The sequence below is a fragment of the Runella sp. CRIBMP genome (assembly GCF_009905605.1).
GTDB lineage: Bacteria > Bacteroidota > Bacteroidia > Cytophagales > Spirosomataceae > Runella.
Genome location: NZ_JAAAKZ010000002.1, coordinates 829,031 through 849,280, shown reverse-complemented (window position 1 = coordinate 849,280; position 20,250 = coordinate 829,031). Strand labels below are relative to the sequence as shown.

Annotated in this window: 20 protein-coding genes and 1 riboswitch; of the genes, 12 read left to right on the top strand and 8 right to left on the bottom strand. The window is 44.7% G+C overall.

Annotated features, from left to right (window positions below; all coding sequences use genetic code 11):
- Window positions 1-25 precede the first annotated feature (25 nt).
- The 4 genes from GVN20_RS08645 to GVN20_RS08630 all read right to left on the bottom strand — a co-directional run bounded on the left by GVN20_RS08645 (window position 26) and on the right by GVN20_RS08630 (window position 2,941).
- The gene (locus GVN20_RS08645; protein WP_206023228.1) at window positions 26-688 is read right to left on the bottom strand and encodes a murein L,D-transpeptidase family protein; all 663 of its coding nucleotides are present in this window, start codon (window positions 686-688) and stop codon (window positions 26-28) included.
- A 293-nt stretch (window positions 689-981) separates the two neighbouring features.
- Entirely contained in the window at window positions 982-1,611 is a 630-nt protein-coding gene (locus GVN20_RS08640) for a porin family protein (protein WP_166557920.1), read from the bottom strand.
- Window positions 1,612-1,667: 56 nt separating this feature from the next.
- Window positions 1,668-2,144, bottom strand: coding sequence for a hypothetical protein (locus GVN20_RS08635; protein ID WP_166557919.1), 477 nt, complete (start codon window positions 2,142-2,144; stop codon window positions 1,668-1,670).
- A gap of 62 nt (window positions 2,145-2,206) precedes the next feature.
- A complete protein-coding gene (locus GVN20_RS08630; protein WP_166557918.1) occupies window positions 2,207-2,941 on the bottom strand; it encodes an OmpA family protein in 735 nt (244 codons plus the stop codon).
- 299 nt (window positions 2,942-3,240) lie between these two features.
- Here GVN20_RS08630 and GVN20_RS08625 point away from each other — a divergent pair, with 299 nt between their 5' ends.
- The 9 genes from GVN20_RS08625 (at window position 3,241) to GVN20_RS08585 (ending at window position 12,841) form a co-directional block, all read left to right on the top strand.
- Window positions 3,241-3,702 (top strand): Lrp/AsnC family transcriptional regulator, encoded by a 462-nt coding sequence (locus GVN20_RS08625; protein WP_166557917.1) that lies wholly within the window; start codon window positions 3,241-3,243, stop codon window positions 3,700-3,702.
- A gap of 101 nt (window positions 3,703-3,803) precedes the next feature.
- Entirely contained in the window at window positions 3,804-4,322 is a 519-nt protein-coding gene (locus GVN20_RS08620; RefSeq protein ID WP_166557916.1) for a DinB family protein, read from the top strand.
- Between the two features lie 24 nt (window positions 4,323-4,346).
- Window positions 4,347-4,958: a DinB family protein gene (locus tag GVN20_RS08615; RefSeq protein WP_166557915.1), complete on the top strand. Its 612-nt coding sequence runs from the start codon at window positions 4,347-4,349 to the stop codon at window positions 4,956-4,958.
- 84 nt (window positions 4,959-5,042) lie between these two features.
- Window positions 5,043-5,489 (top strand): ester cyclase, encoded by a 447-nt coding sequence (locus tag GVN20_RS08610; protein ID WP_166557914.1) that lies wholly within the window; start codon window positions 5,043-5,045, stop codon window positions 5,487-5,489.
- A gap of 87 nt (window positions 5,490-5,576) precedes the next feature.
- A complete protein-coding gene (locus GVN20_RS08605; RefSeq protein ID WP_166557913.1) occupies window positions 5,577-6,392 on the top strand; it encodes a DUF6597 domain-containing transcriptional factor in 816 nt (271 codons plus the stop codon).
- A 119-nt stretch (window positions 6,393-6,511) separates the two neighbouring features.
- Window positions 6,512-7,279 (top strand): RMD1 family protein, encoded by a 768-nt coding sequence (locus tag GVN20_RS08600; RefSeq protein WP_166557912.1) that lies wholly within the window; start codon window positions 6,512-6,514, stop codon window positions 7,277-7,279.
- A gap of 96 nt (window positions 7,280-7,375) precedes the next feature.
- Window positions 7,376-8,971, top strand: a complete 1,596-nt coding sequence (locus tag GVN20_RS08595) for an NAD(P)/FAD-dependent oxidoreductase (protein ID WP_166557911.1) — start codon at window positions 7,376-7,378, stop codon at window positions 8,969-8,971.
- A gap of 146 nt (window positions 8,972-9,117) precedes the next feature.
- Window positions 9,118-9,738 carry a CoA pyrophosphatase gene (locus GVN20_RS08590; protein WP_166557910.1) on the top strand — a complete coding sequence of 207 codons (621 nt, stop codon included), beginning with the start codon at window positions 9,118-9,120 and terminating at the stop codon, window positions 9,736-9,738.
- Between the two features lie 148 nt (window positions 9,739-9,886).
- On the top strand, window positions 9,887-12,841 hold the full coding sequence (locus tag GVN20_RS08585) for a DUF2723 domain-containing protein (protein WP_166557909.1): 2,955 nt from the start codon (window positions 9,887-9,889) through the stop codon (window positions 12,839-12,841).
- A gap of 74 nt (window positions 12,842-12,915) precedes the next feature.
- On the opposite strand, the gene GVN20_RS08580 is transcribed toward GVN20_RS08585, so the two are convergent.
- Complete coding sequence (locus tag GVN20_RS08580) at window positions 12,916-13,299, bottom strand: DUF423 domain-containing protein (RefSeq protein WP_166557908.1); 384 nt, start codon at window positions 13,297-13,299, stop codon at window positions 12,916-12,918.
- Window positions 13,300-13,576: 277 nt separating this feature from the next.
- Here GVN20_RS08580 and GVN20_RS08575 point away from each other — a divergent pair, with 277 nt between their 5' ends.
- Together GVN20_RS08575 and dnaB are read left to right on the top strand one after the other, a co-directional pair.
- Entirely contained in the window at window positions 13,577-14,626 is a 1,050-nt protein-coding gene (locus GVN20_RS08575; protein WP_166557907.1) for a glycosyltransferase family 9 protein, read from the top strand.
- Between the two features lie 102 nt (window positions 14,627-14,728).
- The gene (gene dnaB / locus GVN20_RS08570; RefSeq protein WP_166557906.1) at window positions 14,729-16,327 is read left to right on the top strand and encodes a replicative DNA helicase; all 1,599 of its coding nucleotides are present in this window, start codon (window positions 14,729-14,731) and stop codon (window positions 16,325-16,327) included.
- Between the two features lie 114 nt (window positions 16,328-16,441).
- On the opposite strand, the gene GVN20_RS08565 is transcribed toward dnaB, so the two are convergent.
- The 3 genes from GVN20_RS08565 to metX all read right to left on the bottom strand — a co-directional run bounded on the left by GVN20_RS08565 (window position 16,442) and on the right by metX (window position 19,481).
- Window positions 16,442-17,230, bottom strand: a complete 789-nt coding sequence (locus GVN20_RS08565; protein WP_166557905.1) for a DUF3108 domain-containing protein — start codon at window positions 17,228-17,230, stop codon at window positions 16,442-16,444.
- Between the two features lie 168 nt (window positions 17,231-17,398).
- Complete coding sequence (locus tag GVN20_RS08560; protein ID WP_166557904.1) at window positions 17,399-18,430, bottom strand: aminopeptidase; 1,032 nt, start codon at window positions 18,428-18,430, stop codon at window positions 17,399-17,401.
- A gap of 16 nt (window positions 18,431-18,446) precedes the next feature.
- Window positions 18,447-19,481: a homoserine O-acetyltransferase gene (metX, locus tag GVN20_RS08555; RefSeq protein WP_166557903.1), complete on the bottom strand. Its 1,035-nt coding sequence runs from the start codon at window positions 19,479-19,481 to the stop codon at window positions 18,447-18,449.
- A 152-nt stretch (window positions 19,482-19,633) separates the two neighbouring features.
- A riboswitch (SAM riboswitch) is annotated at window positions 19,634-19,759 on the bottom strand.
- A gap of 151 nt (window positions 19,760-19,910) precedes the next feature.
- On the opposite strand from metX, the gene GVN20_RS08550 reads away from it, so the two are divergent.
- The gene (locus GVN20_RS08550) at window positions 19,911-20,231 is read left to right on the top strand and encodes a DUF721 domain-containing protein (protein WP_114069995.1); all 321 of its coding nucleotides are present in this window, start codon (window positions 19,911-19,913) and stop codon (window positions 20,229-20,231) included.
- The last annotated feature ends 19 nt before the right edge of the window (window positions 20,232-20,250 follow it).

Sequence of the window (20,250 nt, the reverse complement as noted above, 5' to 3'; positions counted from 1 at the left end):
AATTGTGGGCTCTTTAAGAGCAGTTTTACTTAAAAACATACTTTTTTCTTTTCACGTTCACGCGGGGCGGGAAGGCGTTTTTTTCAAAAAGGCTATAACCCTCACTGATGGTTTTCCAAAAATCAGCGGACGGGTGGGTGTCATAATTGGCCAAATTTTGGGACGTTATTTCAAACGGAAAGGCATGAACGGCAACGGTTTTCTGGCCGAATTCAAAGGCCGTTTGAACCAATGTGTAAATCTCTTCAATGTACGCATCGGTCATTGCATAACAGCCTACAGAGACACATTTTCCATGCACCATTAAAAAACTGCCCGTGTAATTTTGGGCCCGATCGAATGCATTTGGGTACCCCAAATTGAACGACAGATGATAGTCGCTGTTGGGATTCATTTGAGCGGGGCTGACTTCGTAAAACCCTTCGGGCGCCTGCAAATCACCCTCTTTTGTTTTTGGGCCCAATTGCCCAGAAAAATGACAAATCGGATATGTTTTAAAAAGTGCAAAACGTTTTCCGTTTTTAATCCAAATTTCCAGTCGTTTGGACTCTTTAAATATTCTAATAAAAACTGGGCTTCCCCATTCCAATCCACTCGTTACAAATTCGCTTTTCAGTGATTTCGTTATTCTAACAGTCACCTCACGGGAGCGTTCACTGACTGGGAATGGCTGGCCGAAAGCGTTCATTGCAAACAATAAAAGTAGAAAAGCCCGATAAGGCATACATTTTTTTGTCGGAAAATGGAAAATACAAAATTACGACAAAAGTAATGATTACGACGCTTATTAGACGATAATTGGAGATAAGTGAAACAAAATAGATAATAAATAGGGTATCGTAAGGTTTTATAAATAATATATACTTTTTATAGGGTAGTGAATTCATGAAATAGATAAATTATCCAGCATCTAAAGCACAAAAAATCCCCATCAGACTTGTCTGATGGGGAGAATCATTATGATATACTTTAGCGTTGTTACTAGAACGTAATTCCTAGAGATATTTGGGCTGCGGAATTCTTGGCATTTCCTAAAAATACCTTTGCGGCGTCGCTTTGTGCTACAGGACGTAGTCCATAATTGTAGCGTGTTCCCAACATCAACTTCCCGAAGTAAATACTCAATCCAGCCGAAAGACCGTAGTCAAAACTGTTGAAATTGTCGCGGTTGAGCGTGGTGGCTGCAAATCCAGCGTCACTCTTACTTTCGGTGGAGGCGTTGGCCAGAAACCCTCCGTAGACACCCCCGTGGATATCGACAAAATTGCCCACTTTTACGGTGGCTAATACGGGTATTTCGAGATAATCAAGTTTAAAAGAATTCTCGCCCCGGAAGGTATTGTTTAATAAATTATACCGGGCCGTAACGCCTTTGGTAGAATAGCCAAGCTCGGGTTGTAAATAAAGCACTCCCTTTATGAGAGGTACTTGGGTAAACAAACTTGCGTGAAACCCGTAACGGGGATTGCGGTCGGTAACGTCTTTTAGGTATAAATTTGAGACGTTTAATCCTCCCCGAATACCCGAACGAGAATGGGCTTCTTGGGCGTTTGCGGTTTGGACCAAACCCGTGGCAATACAAATGATTGCGGACATTAATCTGATTTTCATGGCTTCCTTAGTTAAGTAAGTTGGATATAAACTATGTGTGGATATAGGTGTTGTTTTTAGAAGATGTAGCGAATGGAAAGCGCTCCATCGTCTCCCCAAAAACCATCATCTACATTAAGATTGAACGTCGGTTTCCAGTCGATGCTGATGTTGATGGGAATTTCGCGGAAGTTGTACTCTAGCCCTAAAATTCCGTCTATCCCCACCACGCTACTGCGTCCATAAGGTGAATAACCTCTTTTGCTTTCACCCCAAAAATAAACGTGAGCACCTGCACCATAAATAAAATTAAGGCGTTTGACGTCAAAAGCGCGGGCGTGCCCTTCGATGAGTCCTGTAAAGCCTAAGCCTCTCCAGCGGGAAGAGATAATCCCTTCGACGGCTACTTTTGGTTTTGTGAAGTGCTTGATTGTCAGTCCATTGGGGCCGCCAGCCCGAAGGCCGATACCCGTACGATAATCTTGCGACCACCCTGATTGTGTGCTGAGAAAGAAAAATGCTGTTCCATACAGCAAAATAAATAACCTGTTCATTGTATTGGGAATAATTGTTTTACGGTGTAAAGTTAGGGACTTCACGGTACTTACTAGATGGACTATTTAAGGCTGATAGCGCCATTTTGTGCGGCTTTTTTCATTTCTTCGCTGGCATATAGTGCCATCTCTACCCGGCGGTTTTGTTGACGTCCTGTTTCGGTGCTGTTGGAGGCAATGGGGGCTGACTCTCCTTGACCAACAATTTTAAAACGACTAGCAGGAACCCCTTCGCTAATCAAGAAATCTGACACCGCCCGGGCGCGTTTTTCGGAAAGTGCGCGGTTAAACTCTGTTGAGCCTACACTATCGGTGTGTCCTTCGACCAATAAATTGGTTTTACCGTCTGTTTTAAGCGTTTGAGCCATATTTCGCAGGCTTTCTTGGGTTTGGCTGCGCAACTGTGAGGAGCCGAAGTCAAACAGTAGGGCATTGTCGAAAGTTAATTTTACGCCTTCGCCAACACGTTCGACGCGAGCGGTATTGCCCAAATCCTTACTAAGTTTTTCGGCTTGCTTGTCCATGTGATTGCCAATGATGGCTCCTGCCGCACCGCCCACGGTAGCCCCAATGATGGCCCCAATGGCCGTATTTTTATTGTTTTTACCGATAATACCGCCAATAACTGCGCCAGCGCCTACGCCGATTAATGCTCCTCTTTGGGATTTTTTTAGTTTAGCTTTTTGAGCAGTCGTTGTTTTTTTCTTTGTTGACTGTTGAGCGGAAGCTACCCCCACGTTACAAATCGACAACACAATGATGTAGGTTGCGATTAAATAAGATGTTATTGCTTTCATGATATATTTATACCGTTTGGTGTAAACATACCGCCTAAAAATACATGCCTAAGAACAGTTGAATGTATATAAATTTAATTAACTATCTGATATTTAAATTGTTAGGCTTGTTTGTTTGTTTTGGACCTATTCGGATATTTTTTTTAATTGTAGAAAATAGTACCCAAAATGAGGAATTTATGCAAAATTCTGGTCTTTAAAGAATAAACTCATGGGATTAGTGTTAGATAAAATAAATTAAATTTGTTTATTTGTAAGATATTATATCTGATTGTGCGCAAATTATTCCCCAATATCCTATGCTAAAATTAGACACAACCGACCGTGGTATTTTACGCTTTTTACAGCAAAATGCCCTTTTGACCACCAAAGAATTGGCCTCCCAGTTGAATCTTTCCTATACGCCCGTGTACGAAAGAGTACGTAAACTTGAACGGGAAGGAATCATTAAAAAATACGTTGCTTTGGTCAATCGGGAAGGAATTGGTAAAAATTTGGTGGCATTCTGTAATGTTTCGTTGAAAGAACACAGCCGCGCCAATGGCGAGAAGTTTGTATCGGCAGTTATGACCTTTGAAGAAGTGATGGAGTGCTACAACATCTCGGGTGAATATGATTTTATGCTCAAAGTGGTGGTGAATGATATGCCAGAATACCAGCGCTTTTTGATGGAAAAACTCGGGGCGTTGGATAGCATCGGCAATACCCACAGCATATTTGTAATGAGTGAAATCAAGCACGAAACCGCCCTGAAGGTTTAGTGGCAGGGTGGGGGCTTATCTGCTACAAAATGTCGCATTTTTACAATCACCGTTACAAACAGAATAGTAATTTTGAATCGTCAAACAAATCAATTATACAAATGAAAAAATTGCTCATTATCTTATTCTTGCTTTCCTTTTTTGGACAGGCTATCAACGCCCAAAATGCTAAATCGAGACTCTTGGCCGATTGGGAACGGGGCAAAAAATTTATGACAGAGTATTTGGCCGCGATGCCAGAAGATGGTTATTCTTTCAAACCTACGCCCGAAATCCGCAGTTACTCCCAACAAATGATGCACGTTGCAGATGCCAATTTTGCGTTTGCTTCATCTGCCAGCGGTAAAGCCAGCCCTTACCAAGGCTCCGCCGAAAAATCGGCAGACCACTCAAAAGCCACCGTAACTAAAACGGTAATGCAGAGTATTGATTTTACCATCGAAGCCATCAAGGCAATGTCGGAAGAAGACTTGGCCAAGAAAGTAAAAGTATTTGGCCAAGAACTGACGGCTGACAGTGCGCTTACAAAATCGTTTGAGCACATGTGCCACCACCGTGGACAAACCACCATTTATCTGCGTCTGAAAGGTATCAAACCACCCGCAGAAGGATTGTTTTAAAATCCGAAATAACCAACAATTAACATGAAGAAGTTATTCCTGATTTTAATCCTATTCTCAGAAATTTGTCCAATTTGGGCGCAAGAAACCGCCCCACAAAAAAGTTGGACGGAAGCTGACCGCCGCGCGTTGGTCAACCAATACAAACGTACCAAAGCAGAAATCAACCAAGAAACTAGTACACTTACTTCGGCACAATGGAATTTTAAGGAAGGCCCTGACAAATGGACTATCGGGCAGGTATTGGAGCACCTAAATATGTGGTCTTTGTTGACTCAGTTCGACGGTCGGTCGGCTACCTATTTTGGGGAGCGTCCCGATTTGGCGGCTGTCTGTAAGTCAGACAGTGTAAATACCTCATTTATTTACGAAACCAACCCGCATACTTCGCCAGATTTTACGATTCCGACAGGATTGATAAAAGATGAAAATAACCTCAAAATTTTCAATGGTAAATACGACGAAATTATCGGTGCTATTGAGAAGTCGAAGCTCAACTATCGGATGATTGTTCGAGAAGGCAAAGACGGAAATCATCGTGATTTGGCCCAAATTTACATCATTCATTACGGTCACGTAGACCGACACTTACGTCAGATTCGCCGAATCAAAACACATCCAAATTACCCTAAGTAATCTTTTACCAAAGGCATTCTACCTCAGTGCCCTCCGTTTCTCTGTGGTTGCACAAACTATTTTACCCTCTATCCCTTCTTTAACATGGAAACAACAAAAACCGCCGAATCTATCACCGACCTTACGCGCAAAGGCACCTGCATTGAATTTTTTTCTGCTTATCAAGAGCTGGATACCGAACGAATGATTAACCTCGCCACCCCTGATGCTACCGTGTGGTTTGAGCCGTTGGGCGAAGGTGGAAAAGGACTTTTTCAAGAATTTGGCAAAAACGTGTGGAGCTTGCTGATTGACTGTTTTCCTGATTTAGATAACACCGTCGATAGCATGTATTCGGAAGATGAGCTGATTATTTGTAAAGTAGCGATTTTTGGGACGCAGAAAAAAGGCTTTATGGGATTGCCAAGCAAAGGGTTGAAGTTCAACAGCGACCATATCTTCGTGTTTCGTTTTGACGAAAACGATAAAATCATCGACCTGAAAATCAACTGGAATCATGAGAGTTTTGTGGCGCAATTGACGGGCGTGTAAATATACCGTAACCGTTAGATAAGTATCGACTGTAATGTTTGGCGGGTGACGTATAATCTTTGTACTTTCGGTAAATCATGACTGATAATGCTTTACCGAAAGTTCGTTCCGCCGAATCACCTACGTCCCTTTGTGGAATGTTTTTTCTTGTGGGAAAATAGTTTGTTGTTGTCGAAACCCTTGCCTATCGAGTCGCCCCCGACGGGCTTTGCTTCAATGGTGTTTAACTACGGTACACCCTATCGGGTAACTTCCCAAAAACTAAACGGTGGGTTGGTTCCCAAAAATTTCTTGACGGGGCAGGCTACCAAAAGCTATCAACTTCAACTTTCGGGTAAAATAGGCATGGTGGGTATCGTATTTCGGCCTGCGGGCTTAAATACGCTGTTTGGATTGCCGATGTACGAGTTTTCTGACGAGCGCACCAACCTTCGTGACGTGCTGGGGCGTTATTTGGACGAATGGTCCGACAAAATAGAGGAGGCCGCTTCTCCAACCGAACGCATTGGCTTGCTGGAACAGTTTTTAAATCTTCAGTTATTACGTAAAAATCCTGAACTCGACCGCATAGACTACGCCGCAAACCTGATAGTGGAACAGCGGGGAGTGGTCAATATTAGCGACATGATGAACGAGCTTTTTGTGTGTCGTCGGCAGTTCGAACGCAAGTTTTTACAGAAAGTAGGCGTAAGTCCCAAATATTACGCCCGCATCCGTCGGGTAGGCAGTTTATGCAGTGAACTAGCCCAAAAACGTTGGCAGATTGCTGATTGGCAAGATATTATCTACAAAAACGGTTACTATGACCAATCCCACTTCATCAAAGAGTTTACGGAATTTACGGGAAAAAGCCCTTCGTTTTACGTAAAAAATAATGTTGAATTGGCCAATTACCTGAAATGATAATTTTGCATAATGTAATTTTCCAGATTGGTAAAAGATAGGATTTTAAGGGTGTTTTTCGCATCAGAAAGTAGTTGCCTATTTTTGTGCTAAATTTGACCTAAAATCGCTGCTTTATCATGAAAGTCGAAGCCTTCCAGATTGCCGAAGAAATTGATTTGAAGAAATTTCGAGCAGAATATACCACGCCTCCTCTCATTGCCAACAGTTCGGAATTATTGTACCAGCACAACGAAAATCAATTTTTTTACCTGCTGAGCTACGGAGTGGTTGCGTTTGCGGGCGTAGATAACTTGGCAGAAAGTGCCCTGCTCAAATTTATTCGCACCTATGCCAAAGACCACGTAACAGAAGACTATCGCGAAGATGTTGCCGTAAATGTTAAACCAGGCTCAGGGGTGATTTTTGACTATAATTCCATTACGATTCCCGAACTATCTCCCAATGCCCTACGGCTGATTATGCTCAATATTGCCCAGTCGGTTGCCTTGGACTATTATGAGGCGCTAAGTGACGAAATTTTGAAAAATACCAAAAAAATGACGCGCCAGTTGGAGCAAACTGGCCGTTTGAGGGGTTCTCAGAAAGAACTGATGCAGTTTATTGGCAAGACACTCAGTATCAAAAACAGCATTGTAGATGACCTTTACATCTTTGATGCCCCTGACAGTGCCTGGGAAAATGAATTATTGGGACGCATTGACGACGCTATCAAACGTACGCTTGACCTTCGAATGCGCTACCGTGATATTGATTATAAACTAAAAATTGTCCACGAAAACCTGACGGTTTTTACTGATATTCTGCAAAATAGAGAAAGTACGCGTCTGGAATGGATTATTATTATCCTGATTATGATTGAGGTTGTACATCTTTTTTGGAAGTAATACAATACCCCGAAGAATTGAACGCGGGGATTGGTGTCTAAATAGGTGCTTTTTGTACCTTTGTGACATTAAAGGCTAACTCCCTTTCAAACTCAGATGCAACAGACACTCCAATTAACGCTGCCACCCGAGACGGCGATGGACGAAACGGCTTTTCGTCAATATATTATTCAAACCCTTCATCTTCAGGATGCAGACATCCTTACGGTTCGGAAAACCCGTCAATCCATTGATGCACGTTCGCGCCAAATTAAGGTAAATGTACAGGCAGAAATCTACGCCGACGAGACACCCCCACCCGCCATTGCTTACCAAAAAGACTACCCTGATGTTTCCCCAAAGCCGCCTGTTGTAATTGTAGGTTGTGGTCCGGCGGGAATGTTTGCGGCGTTGCGTTTGGTGGAGTTGGGCTACAAACCTGTGTTACTCGAAAGGGGCAAAGATGTTCGTGCGCGGCGGCGGGATTTGGCCGCCATCAACAAAGACCACGTCGTACATCCTGATTCAAATTATTGCTTCGGTGAAGGAGGAGCGGGGACGTACTCGGATGGGAAATTATACACGCGCTCCAGCAAACGCGGCGATATTAGGCGCATCTTGGAAATTTTTGTTGCGCATGGCGCGGCCGAAGAAATCCTGTATGATGCGCACCCTCATATCGGAACCAATAAACTCCCCCCCCTTATCGCAGATATGCGTCAAAGTATTCTGAATGCGGGCGGTGAGGTGCATTTTGAAACCAAAGTCACCGATTTTATTTTTGCCGAATCGTCAACGAGTGCCAATCAACAAGCTGAAATAAAGGGCGTTGCCACCGCCGATGGCCGGGAGTTTACGGGCATTGGGGTGATTTTGGCCACGGGGCACTCGGCACGGGATATTTTTGAATTATGTCAGGTCAAAAACGTGTTGATTGAAGCCAAGCCCTTCGCGGTGGGAGTGCGCATTGAACACTCCCAAAAATTAATAGATTCGCTTCAATACCATCGCCCCGACCGTGGAGCGTATCTGCCTGCGGCCTCATACAGCTTGGTGACGCAGTCGCAGCATAAAAATGTACAACGCGGCGTTTTTTCCTTTTGCATGTGTCCGGGAGGATTTATTGTCCCAGCGGCTACATCGCCTGGCGAATTGGTGGTCAATGGCATGTCGCCCTCGCGTCGTGATTCGCGTTTTGCCAATTCTGGCATGGTAGTAAGCATTGAAGACGTAGATTTGAAGCCGTATCAGGCTTTCGGGGCGTTGGCGGGATTAGAGTTACAGAGAGCCATTGAGCAACGCGCTTGTGTGCTGGGGGGCGGCAGACAAACCGCGCCAGCCCAACGTGTACTAGATTTTGTCAAAAATAAAACTTCATCTGAGCTATTGGATACGTCCTATCAACCAGGGCTTTTGTCAATGGATTTGCGTGAATACTTACCCGACCACATTGCAGAACCGCTCCGCCAAGGATTGCAGGATTTTGGCCGAAAAATGAACGGTTATGTTTCCAACGAAGCCCAACTCATCGGGGTTGAAAGTCGCACGTCGTCGCCAGTACGGATTCCCCGCCACCGCGACACTGCCGAGCACGTTCAGACCCAACGGTTGTACCCCTGTGGAGAGGGAGCTGGATATGCAGGTGGGATTATGTCGGCCGCGCTGGATGGTACTTTTGTGGCCGAACAACTGGTCAGCAAATACGGTAAATAAACCCGTTTGTTCTTATTTTACCAATTCTCTTTTGCCCAAAATCAGCACGCTTGATAAATTGTTTTTGCAAATATGGTTAGTTTATGAACTATCTATTACTTTAGCCAAAATAGAGTTAATAGATTTTTTATATTTTAATTTGGCCAATGCCTTTTAACGATTTTATCCATGCGCTTGATGCCCAACTCCGACAACCGTTGCCGGGGCAGGAGGCACATGTTAAAATGGCATCAGCTACGCGACTGCGACTCAAGGTTCAGCCCAACGAAAAAACGCGGCGCTCCGCCGTGTTGATTTTGTTTTACCCGCATCGTGAGCATATTCTTCTTCCCCTCATTTTACGGCCCAAATACGACGGTGTACACGCTGGACAAATGGCCTTTCCGGGCGGACGTTATGAAAAAACAGATGAAAACCTCATCAGAACCGCCCTGCGCGAAGCCCAAGAAGAGATTGGCATAAAAGCATCGGATGTACAGATATTAGGAAAACTCACCGAATTGTTTATCCCTCCCAGCAATTTTTACGTACTGCCTGTGGTAGGAAAGTTGGCTTATAAGCCCGATTTTTACCCCGACCCCCGCGAAGTTGAGGCCGTTTTGGAAGTAAATTTGAATGAACTTCTGGACGAGACTATCGTTGGTTTTACCGAACTTGAGGTGCGCGGCGTCACGATTGAGGCGCCTTTCTACGATATTCAGGGGCATAAAGTATGGGGTGCTACCGCCATGATGATCAGCGAACTCCTGACGGTGATTCGTCAATAACGCTTCATTTAACAACTTTTAAGAAGGCCGGTTCGTCGCCTTTAGGCTGAATTTGCTATTTTTGGCACGCCTTTGGATAACTAAGGGGAAACAATAGATTTTTTTCGGCAATAATCCCCTCCAAAAACTAACATCCAATATTCTCTATATGTCTAAATTTAATCGAATCAACACCCTAACTGGCTGGCTTGTTTTTGCGGTAGCGCTGGTCACTTACCTGCTTACCGTTGAGCGTACGGCCAGTTTTTGGGATTGCGGCGAATTCATCGCCTGTTCTTACAAACTTCAAGTTCCACACCCTCCTGGAGCGCCACTTTTCCTCCTTATCGGGCGGTTGTTTTCGATGATGGCCATGGGCGATGTAACCCAAGTGGCTTACTGGGTCAACATCGTTTCAGTGATGTCGAGTGCTTTTACCATTTTATTTTTGTTTTGGAGCATCACACTTTTGTCACGGAAATTGCTTGGCAAAAAAGACGAAGATCTTAATTTGGGCGAAACCATCGCCGTGGTAGGCTCTGGATTGGTCGGCGCGTTGGCGTACACTTATTCAGATTCCTTTTGGTTTTCGGCGGTCGAAGCCGAAGTATACGGATTGTCATCCTTTTTCACGGCCATCGTGATTTGGGCCGTGTTGAAATGGGAGCGCATCGAAGATGACGCCGCAGCAAACCGTTGGTTGATTTTCACGTTCTATCTGGTCGGTCTTTCTATTGGGGTTCACTTACTCAACTTGGTCACTATCCCCGCACTCGCTTTGGTATATTACTTCAAAAAATACAAAAATCCATCTTTGTGGGGCGGTATTGCGGCTTTTGTGGGCGGTCTGGTTGTGTTGATGATTATCAACTCGGGTGTGATTGTTTGGCTGCCTTCTATGGCAGGTAAATTTGAAATTTTCTTTGTCAATACCCTCGGGGCACCGTTCTCGGTAGGTATCGTTTTCTTCCTTTTGTTATTCGTTGGAACGTTGATTTGGGGAATTCGTTATACGGCCAAAAAAGAAAAAGAAGTCTGGAATACGGCATTGCTTTCTTTTGCTTTTGTATTGATTGGCTATTCGTCGTATTTCCTTGTATTGGTGCGCTCTAATTTTAACCCTCCTATCAACGAAAACGACCCCAGCGATGTAATCAGCTACGTATCGTACCTCAAACGCGAGCAGTACGGAAGTCGGCCTTTGTTATTTGGGCCAGTGTTTACGGCGCGTCCTGTTAACTCTGAACAAGGAGAGCCTATTTACCGCAAATCAAACGGTAAGTATATCATTGCCGATTATCGGCCAGAATACGTGTACGAGAAAAACCAGCAGATGCTTTTTCCTCGGGTACACAGCAACCAAATGAATCACCCGCAGCTCTACCGTGATAAATTGGGATTGGCCGAAGGGCAAAAACCAAGCATGGGCGACAACCTGGAGTTCTTCTTTTCTCACCAGTTAGGACACATGTACTGGCGTTATTTTCTTTGGAATTTTGTCGGTCGAGAAAGCGACGAAGAAGGCGCTGGCGGTTTGCGTCCGTGGGATACCAACCAAGGCCTTCCCGACGTTATGGCTAATAATCGCGCCCGCGATAATTTTTACATGATTCCGTTCCTCCTCGGATTATTGGGGATTGTGGCGCAGGCATTCCGTCGTAAGCAAGATTTACTCGTAACGGGATTATTGTTTATGATGATGGGCGTGGCGTTGGTGGTTTACCTCAACTCTCCACCCGTCGAGCCCCGCGAACGTGACTATATCTACGTGGGTTCCTTCTACATTTTTGCGTTTTGGATTGGGTTGGGCGTCATGTTTATTTATGATTTTCTGACCAAGATTCTTCCATCAGCGCCTGCTCGGGCGGGTTTAGCCACCGTTATTGGTTTATCAGCGCCGCTTTTGATGGGTGCCAAAGGTTGGGACAATCACGATCGTAGCCATCGTTATCATTCGGTTGATTTTGCCAAAAACCTGCTTAACTCCTGCGCTCCAAATGCGATTTTGTTTACGGGCGGCGACAACGATACTTTCCCGCTTTGGTACGTTCAGGAAGTAGAAGGTTTCCGTACCGACGTTCGGGTGTGTAACCTGAGCCTGTTGGGCACCGATTGGTACATTGGTCAAATGAAGCGCAAAACCTACGAATCTGACCCATTGCCGATTTCGTTGGAATACGAAAACTTTGCGGCGGGGAAAAACGACATCGTGCCTTTCTACGAGATGCCAGCCGTTAAAAACGGTATCAACCTCAAAGAATACATGGCATTGGTAAAACAAAACAATGCGGCCATTCAGGTGCCATTGACCAGCGGTGAGATGACCAGCATCCTGCCTTCGTCGGTATTGGTGTTGGGTATCAATCCCAACGAAGTTCGTAAGCTGAACATTCTAAAGCCTGAATTATCAGCATTTGTAAAAGATACCATGCAGTGGACCATGGGTAAGCGTGATTTGTACAAATCTGACCTTATTATGTTGGATATCATTGCGACCAACGATTGGAAACGCCCGGTGTATTTTTCAGGTACTTTGACCAATGATAACTACCTGAATTTGAAAGAATTCATGCAGTTGGAAGGATACGCTTATCGGTTGTTGCCTGTGCGTGTTCCTGGTGCTTCAGATGGTTACGTGAATACCGACATCATGTCTGAAAACCTCATGAAGAAAACTTTCTGGCGCGAATTGGACAACACCAATGCTTATTACGATGGTACTTACAAAGGTTCGCCCGCATTCTCGGCACGTATTGCCTTTATGCGTTTGGTTGATCAGCTAATTCGTGAAGGGAAAACGGAAAAGGCCAAAACGGCGCTTAATTTTATCCTCACCAAAATGCCGGATAAAACCATTCCCTACGATCAGATTACGGCCAACTACGTGAATTACTTGTTTGCGCTGGGAGAACCCAAAAAGGCCCTCGAAATCGCGGATGTAATGAGCCGCCGTGCAGAAGATATTCTTAAGTACAACCAACAGCACGGGGTAAATCAAGATACAAATATTCAGTTGTACATCCTCCAAACGCTCGCCAATGCGTGCCGTGAAGGAAAACAAGAGGCCCAAGCCAAAAAATACGAAACCTTATTGCAGCAATACATGACTGCATTGGGTGGCTAGAATCGTTGGTTTGAATTCACAAAAAAAAGGTAGCGGGACTGTCCCGCTACCTTTTTTTTGGCATTTTTTTTGAGTTACTGTTTTGTTGCCCCCAAAAAAAGTAATACCCATCCCACAATCATGAGGGTGCCGCCAATGGGCGCCACGGCGCCAAATGCTTTGATGCCTGTAAAGCAAATGGTGTAAAGAGAGCCTGAAAAAACAATGACCCCGCCCAAAAATGAATAGCCAGCCCAATGATACCACTTGGCAGAAGTAACTGCGGTATTCTGGAGCAAAACGCTAATCAGTATGAGCGCTAATGCGTGGTAAAATTGATACTTCACGGCGGTTTCAAACGTATCCATTCGCCCAGAGGCTTCGAGTGTGGGTCGGAGGGCGTGAGCGCCAAAAGCACCTAAGGCGACGCCCAAGGCGCCTAAAATGGCCCCCGACTGTAGAAAAAATTTAGTTGACATTACGGTAAATCAAGGTTTGTATCGCTAATAACTGAGAAGACTTGGCTCAAAAATAGCCAACATTGTTGACGCTCTGGTACGATTTTGGCTAAAATTCTCAATGAATTGCGCCGAATACTAACTGTAATGGATAAAACACGAGATTTTATCACCTAAAAATCCGTTTTTAACCTAATTTTGCGTTAATATGTCAGTTGAATAATATTGAGTAACAGTGATTTGGTTGTTATAAATAAACTAAATCATTTTTCCCAAAAGAATAAAGTCTCAGCTTTGTATGGATGTTTCTGCTTTAAAAGCCCTTTGGGTTCATCGTTTTCGTAAATACACTTACATTTTGGGTGAATACGCGGGGGCATTGGGCGTAATTGTCCGTTTCCTGATTCTTAAGATTTCGTTGAAAGGACGTAGAAAAATAGTGGCAATTTTGCGGACTGAGCATTTTGGTGACATTGTAGCCGCCGAGCCTATCGTCCGTCAAGTGCGGGTGCTTATCCCCAATGCTTACATCGTTTGGATTGTGCGGCCTGTATTTAAAGAATTGGTAGAAAGACATCCTGAAGTTGATAAAGTGTGGGCACAACCTTCTGTTTTACAGCGACTACTGGTGTGTGAGTCGGGTATTTTTGAGGAGGTATATAACCTGGAATTTTGGCAAAGCAACCGAGATTCCATCAGCGAAGATGTGCACGTCAACCACGTTGCGGCGCAGAAAGACATTACCGTTTTTAACTATTTTGAGAAAGGAAACCTGCTCTCTATTTTTCAGCAGTGTGCAGCCTTACCCATTGTCGATGATGTGCCCAAAGTGTTTATCAACGATGCTGACCGCGCGCGGGTGGATGCGTTGCAATTGCCCAAAAAACTGATTGTCATTCATTGCAGTTCTAACTATCCTGCCAAAGATTGGTCGGTAGAAAACTGGAATAAACTTGTCAACTGGTTAATGCACGAAAAAGGGTATTTTGTGGCCGAAATCGGCTTAAAAAATGTCGTTGAGAGTACGGATGACCAATATTTGAATTTGTGCGGAAAATTTTCGATTTTGCAAACGGCCGAAATCATTCGACGCGCCCGATTTTTTATCGGTATCGACAGTGGTCCAGCGCATTTGGCCAATGCAGTTGACACATTTGGGATATTATTGTTTGGTCAGTTAAACAACTTTGATACCTACATGCCTTACTCGGGCCACTATCAAAATGGCACCAAAGCCCTGCTGATTCGGGAGTCGGGTAAGACTTGTGCCGAGTTAGATTATACACTGGTTAGAGGAGAGATTGAAACAATTTTTGACCGAATTCCCAAGGCAGCATCTGTTTTGTAGGACATTTGCTATCAATGAGTTAAAGAAAAATCCAAATTTTTGTTTCCAAAAGCACTTTCAGAATCGTAAAAATAGGCTTATCATTGTAGTAGATTTTGCCATATGGACAACGATAAATCATACAATTTCCTTCAAAAAAAATCTCTTGGGAATAGCTCCCGCCCCAATCCTAGCAATCGTTGGCTAGAAAATGGGACGAGTATGGGAAAATTGCCCCCACAAGCGTTGGAGTTAGAGGAAGCGGTACTGGGAGCTTTGATGATTGAGAAAGATGCGCTCAATTCGGTCATTGATATTTTAAAGCCTGATAGTTTCTACAAAGAAGCGCATCAAAAAATATACAATGCGATTATTACTCTTTTTACAAATTCAGAACCCATTGATTTATTGACGGTTACGACCCAGTTACGTCAATTGGGTACGCTTGAAGTGGTAGGAGGAGCACAATATGTGACGTCGTTGACGACCAAAATTAACTCGGCGGCCAACATCGAATACCATGCACGCGTGGTTGCCCAATCGGCCATGAAACGTGAGATGATTACGGTGGCATCCAAGATTTTACAGGACGCATTTGAAGATACCATCGACGTTTTTAACCTCCTTGATACCGTCGAGCAGTCGCTGTTTAAGATTTCAGAGTCGAATATCCGGAAAAACTACGCCGACATGAGCACGCTCATGAACGAGGCGTTGAAAGAACTCGAACGTCGCCGCGAACAAAAGGATGGTTTGACGGGGGTTCCTTCTGGTTTTACGCAACTCGATCGCTTAACTTCAGGCTGGCAACCTACCGAATTAATCATCTTGGCGGCACGCCCTGCCATGGGTAAAACCGCTTTTGTGGTTTCGTCGCTTCGCAACGCGGCCGTTGATTTTGGGATGCCGGTAGCCATTTTTTCGCTGGAAATGTCGGCCGTACAGTTGGTCAATCGTATGATTTCGGCCGAAGCCGAGCTTGATAGCGAAAAACTAAAAAAAGGAAATCTTGCCCCCCATGAATGGACGCAATTGCACCAACGCATCGACCGCTTGATGCGGGCGCCCATCTTTATTGATGATACTCCTGCGCTTTCTATCTTGGAACTACGCGCCAAATGCCGCCGTCTCAAGCAACAGCACGACATTCAGATGGTGGTGATTGACTATTTGCAGTTGATGCAGGGCGACGGAGGCAAAGGTGGTGGAAACCGTGAACAAGAAATTGCATCTATTTCGCGGGCGCTCAAGAACTTAGCCAAAGAATTGAATGTACCCGTGATTGCGCTTTCGCAGTTGAGTCGTGCGGTTGAGACCCGGGGTGGAGATAAGCGACCGCAACTATCAGATTTACGTGAATCAGGCTCTATTGAGCAGGATGCCGACATGGTTGCTTTCCTTTATCGTCCTGAATATTACGGATTTACGCAAGATGAAGCGGGCAATTCGGTGCAGGGTATCGGTGAGGTGATTGTGGCCAAAAACCGTAGTGGTTCGTTGGATACCATTCAGTTACGCTTTATCGGTAAATACACCAAATTTACCGATTTGGACGGCTATTATTCGGCCAATCCTGGCAATAATGCCCCGCTCAATACGGGTAGTATTCCTGCCTCTTTTGATACACCTCCTGCCGCGGGAGGAACATTCCGTAGCAAAGCCAATGATTTGGGCGCCATGAACTTCCCGCCACCAAATCCTTCCGAAGAACCTCCTTTCTAGGGGCTCACCATGTGCATCAACCTGAAAACCTTCAACGATTCGTTCAGGGAATGGAACGAAAAACAAACTACGGGCGAAGAATCGTTTTGGTGGGCAGCTGAATATGACGAAGAATCAGTACCAGTTGAAGTTGTTGCGGGCACCCCTGAAAGAACGGACCTCCATGACCAACGAACCGACCCAAAGGTCGACTTCAACTTTAATGGGAACCTTGTTGGCATCGTCGGAAACCCAAATTCGGATTGAATTTTCGCCTTTAAATAGTTGATTGTCAGGCATAAGAGGCGTTAGTTTTAATGCTTTTATTTTCCCGAATTTGGTTTTAATTGTGTCCTTCCCCCGGTATTTTACTTTTAATTTATAGACCGAAGATTCCAGAAAAGTAGGGACATCGACGACGTCATTGGGTTGTAATTTGCTGAAATCTAGTGTTCTCAAATAAAAATACCCGCTGATGGCATCCTGAATATGATTGGGAACGTCAAACTTTTTGGTGCCGTTTTCATCGGTCACCACGGCATCGTCAGTGGCGTGATTGAACAGGGTCGTTTCTACTTTTCGATAATTGTTTTCCTGAATATTTCGGTAAAATTTCTGCGATACAATGGCCGATGTATCCATCCATGATTGCCATTCATCACGTACTTTGGCAAACCAACTAAAGGCACCTAGTGTGGTGCCTACAATGCTTATTTTATAGCAGGGGCGACCGTTAACGTACTGAATTTGAGGGCTTACGTCGACCACTGCATCTGCCGCATTGAAAATGCCGTAATGAACACGGTATTCAAAATGCTCCCCTACACCAAAGCTAGTTTGAGCCACTCGGCGATAAGAATCTTTGGCATGAAAAGCTGGAAAAATCAGCAATACCCATAAGGCTATGACACTGCGTCGAAGCATACATTCATTATTTTTGTTAACACGGCAAGTGTATTTTTTGAGGTCTCGTTTAGGGTCCTTAAATGTACGATTAAAAGCCCAAATCGGTTTTAAGGCAAAGATTTAATGAGACGATTCGTATACACCCCAAATTTACAATTAAACGCAGATAGAAGTTCAAAATTGTTCCTAAAAGGAGGTAGGGTACTTCGTTTTTAAGTACGAAAGATAGGCGCGAAAGTTCCCTTTAAACCTTTCATTAAACTCTTTATTGAACTGATTTTGTTGAGAATGGTACGTAAGGTACCCAATAAAAAACGCGTTGTTGGGTAGTTTCTTGCCGCGCCACGGGTATTTTTTGCCAACCAATCCCCCCAAAAGCGTATCCGAACTTTGGACAATATGTTGAATTTTGGTCGTTTTGAGACTGTCTTTGAGGGATGTAGCAAACGAAGGCCTAAACTTTTTATAGAGGCTGTCAAGTTGATTGGCCCCTCGTACAATGTGCTGACTGAGGGCGTCGTTGTAGCGTTTTCGAAATTCATAACGTTCAAGCTGCGGTGCGTTCTTTCCGTATTTGGCTTCCATAAATCGCACCGCCCCGTAGTCACCGACAAAGCTTGCCAGATTTTCATTTAATTCTAGATTATCCTTGACAAAGAGCGTGCCGTGGGTCATTTCATGGATGATGAGGTTGGCCAGACTGCCTTCGCCTCGGTAGAGCATCGAAGATAAAATCGGGTCTTTGAAAAAACCCAACGTACTCCATGCCGACACTTCGTTGATTTGGGTGTCAAATCCTGCCGCTAGGAGCGTTTTCTCTTCGGTATAGGCACGGGTGGTATCAAAAAAGCCTTTGTAAGAAAACGTCCCGATGATGGGAAAGCTCCACTGCTTGGGCTTCATTTGGAATTTTTCACAGGCGGTAAGCACCCATAAAATGGGTTTACCGCCCTGATCATAAAATTCGGTATAACTGCCCGAAGAGTCCAATCCGAGTGAATCAATGGCAAATTGCTTGATTTCACCGATGAGTTTTAGCCGCTGTTTGAGCGAGTCGGGGAGGGTAGGGTCCTGCAAAACTTCCGCTACTGGGCGGGTGTTGAACAAAATACTCACCTGTCCTTTGGCCTGCATGTATCCGTAACTAATCAGTTCTCGATAGAATATACCGAGGACGACGAGCACAAGCAAAACAACGAGGAGGACTTTTTTGAGCATTTGGATTGCATTTACATTAACGTCCTTGCGGGATTCCTTTGGTTTCCCAAGCTTGCAAAATCTGCTTCAACTGCTTGTATTCAATCAAAAAGCCGTCGTGACCGTAGAGTGAGTCAATTTCTTGGTACTCAGCATCGGGAATGTGTCGGGCGAGGAATTTTTGTTCGCTAGGTTGGAATAAAATATCCGAACTGATTCCCACCACCAGCGTATGCGCTTTTACTTGCGAGAGGGCATTGGTTACGCTCGGACGGTTGCGGCCCACGTTGTGCAAATCCATCATTCGAGAAAGTGTCCAGTAAGAAAACGCATTGAAGCGGTGGGCTAATTTATCACCTTGGTATTGCTGATACGTAGCCGCCCGGAAATGATCGGTTTGTTCGTTGCTGTCGCGGGCTTGGGTAAAGTCGTAGGTGTCATAATTGCGGTACGACAGCAGGGCAATGGAGCGCGCCACTTTCATGCCTTCGATGCCTGCGTCGGGGCGGGCTTCTTGCCAAGTGGGGTCAGCTTTGATGGCCATGCGCTGCGATTCATTGAACGCAATTCCCCACGGTGAGTGGAGGGCATTGGTGGCAATCAAGACCAAATTTTCGATTAAATCGGGTTTGAGAATGGCCCATTCGAGGGCTTGCTGCCCGCCCAAAGAGCCGCCCGCCAAGGTATGAATGTGCTCAATGCCGAGGTGTTCACGAAGTAGTTCAAAAGCGTAGATATTGTCCCGTATGGTGATGTCAGGAAAACTCTGAAAGTATGGCGCTTTTGTTTTAGTGTTGATACTCAAGGCGTTGGTGGAGCCGTAATGCGAGCCGAGTACATTGACGCATATAATAAACCAATCCTTGGGGTCATAATGAAGTCCGGGGCCTACCAACCCGTCCCACCAATCGGTAGGGTCAGAGCTGCCCGTGAGGGCGTGGCAAATCCATAAAACATTGCTGCTGTCGGCGTTGCGGGTGCCGTGGGTAGTGTACGCCAATTGGAAGCCTGCCAGTTCGCCGCCCAGTTCCAAAGGAAACGTGTAAGGATATTTGAATAAAGTAACTGCCAAGGTTCAAAAACAATTAAAAGTGGTTTTGTTGTTTCAGCGTTTTCAATTTCCAAGGGATAGTAACGGCCCAGTGCATCTTAACGAAAAGATGACAAACGTGTGTTGCGCAAAAGGCGCATTTGTTTTTCCGGGAATCTTAACATGAATGTTTCGATTTATATCCCCTGAGGGTCGTTTTTGCGACCGCTTAGGTAGGAATTAGCACCTTATCTCGTGTATTGGGAAACAGGTTGCCAGAGGTTCGCGGAGCCTATTCTCTCCCCCCTTCTTTATAAATCAATCGCTGTGCATAATAGAAGCAACTGACTTGATGGTGCAATATTACAGCGCAAAGGGCTGAATCCAAAATAAATCAGAAAAAACTCGTTGTTCCAATCCAAATTTCTTCATCTTATTGTAGCTTTGTCATAGAAAACTCTACCCATAAATATGGTTTACCGTTTTAAAAAAGAAAATGCAGCCCGCCGTCCGGGTGTAACTACCGTGGGCGATGCCATCAATAAAATGTTGGAAATTTACCGTCTACGCGGGAAATTTGATGAGTCGTCGGTGAAAGTGTATTGGGAAAAACTGGTAGGCAAAGAGATTGCTTCGCGTACTTCGGATATTTACGTAAAAGACAAAGTCCTGTTTCTCCGACTGGACTCGGCCCCTCTGGCCAACGAATTGGTGATTGCCAAACGCAAACTCATCCAATCCCTTAACGACTCCTTTGGGTATGAATTGATTACCGATATTGTGTTTATTTGACAGTAAAGCCCTGATGTTT

What these genes read in the sequence shown, in the direction of transcription:
- GVN20_RS08550 (WP_114069995.1), top strand. Translation starts at nt 19,911, where the DNA reads ATGGTTTACCGTTTTAAAAAAGAAAATGCAGCCCGCCGTCCGGGTGTA.
- GVN20_RS08605 (WP_166557913.1), top strand. Translation starts at nt 5,577, where the DNA reads ATGCTTTACCGAAAGTTCGTTCCGCCGAATCACCTACGTCCCTTTGTG.
- GVN20_RS08560 (WP_166557904.1), bottom strand. Translation starts at nt 18,430, where the DNA reads ATGCTCAAAAAAGTCCTCCTCGTTGTTTTGCTTGTGCTCGTCGTCCTC.
- GVN20_RS08580 (WP_166557908.1), bottom strand. Translation starts at nt 13,299, where the DNA reads ATGTCAACTAAATTTTTTCTACAGTCGGGGGCCATTTTAGGCGCCTTG.
- GVN20_RS08595 (WP_166557911.1), top strand. Translation starts at nt 7,376, where the DNA reads ATGCAACAGACACTCCAATTAACGCTGCCACCCGAGACGGCGATGGAC.
- GVN20_RS08645 (WP_206023228.1), bottom strand. Translation starts at nt 688, where the DNA reads ATGAACGCTTTCGGCCAGCCATTCCCAGTCAGTGAACGCTCCCGTGAG.
- dnaB (WP_166557906.1), top strand. Translation starts at nt 14,729, where the DNA reads ATGGACAACGATAAATCATACAATTTCCTTCAAAAAAAATCTCTTGGG.
- GVN20_RS08585 (WP_166557909.1), top strand. Translation starts at nt 9,887, where the DNA reads ATGTCTAAATTTAATCGAATCAACACCCTAACTGGCTGGCTTGTTTTT.
- GVN20_RS08575 (WP_166557907.1), top strand. Translation starts at nt 13,577, where the DNA reads ATGGATGTTTCTGCTTTAAAAGCCCTTTGGGTTCATCGTTTTCGTAAA.
- GVN20_RS08625 (WP_166557917.1), top strand. Translation starts at nt 3,241, where the DNA reads ATGCTAAAATTAGACACAACCGACCGTGGTATTTTACGCTTTTTACAG.
- GVN20_RS08630 (WP_166557918.1), bottom strand. Translation starts at nt 2,941, where the DNA reads ATGAAAGCAATAACATCTTATTTAATCGCAACCTACATCATTGTGTTG.
- GVN20_RS08610 (WP_166557914.1), top strand. Translation starts at nt 5,043, where the DNA reads ATGGAAACAACAAAAACCGCCGAATCTATCACCGACCTTACGCGCAAA.
- GVN20_RS08635 (WP_166557919.1), bottom strand. Translation starts at nt 2,144, where the DNA reads ATGAACAGGTTATTTATTTTGCTGTATGGAACAGCATTTTTCTTTCTC.
- GVN20_RS08590 (WP_166557910.1), top strand. Translation starts at nt 9,118, where the DNA reads ATGCCTTTTAACGATTTTATCCATGCGCTTGATGCCCAACTCCGACAA.
- GVN20_RS08620 (WP_166557916.1), top strand. Translation starts at nt 3,804, where the DNA reads ATGAAAAAATTGCTCATTATCTTATTCTTGCTTTCCTTTTTTGGACAG.
- GVN20_RS08615 (WP_166557915.1), top strand. Translation starts at nt 4,347, where the DNA reads ATGAAGAAGTTATTCCTGATTTTAATCCTATTCTCAGAAATTTGTCCA.
- GVN20_RS08565 (WP_166557905.1), bottom strand. Translation starts at nt 17,230, where the DNA reads ATGCTTCGACGCAGTGTCATAGCCTTATGGGTATTGCTGATTTTTCCA.
- GVN20_RS08640 (WP_166557920.1), bottom strand. Translation starts at nt 1,611, where the DNA reads ATGAAAATCAGATTAATGTCCGCAATCATTTGTATTGCCACGGGTTTG.
- GVN20_RS08600 (WP_166557912.1), top strand. Translation starts at nt 6,512, where the DNA reads ATGAAAGTCGAAGCCTTCCAGATTGCCGAAGAAATTGATTTGAAGAAA.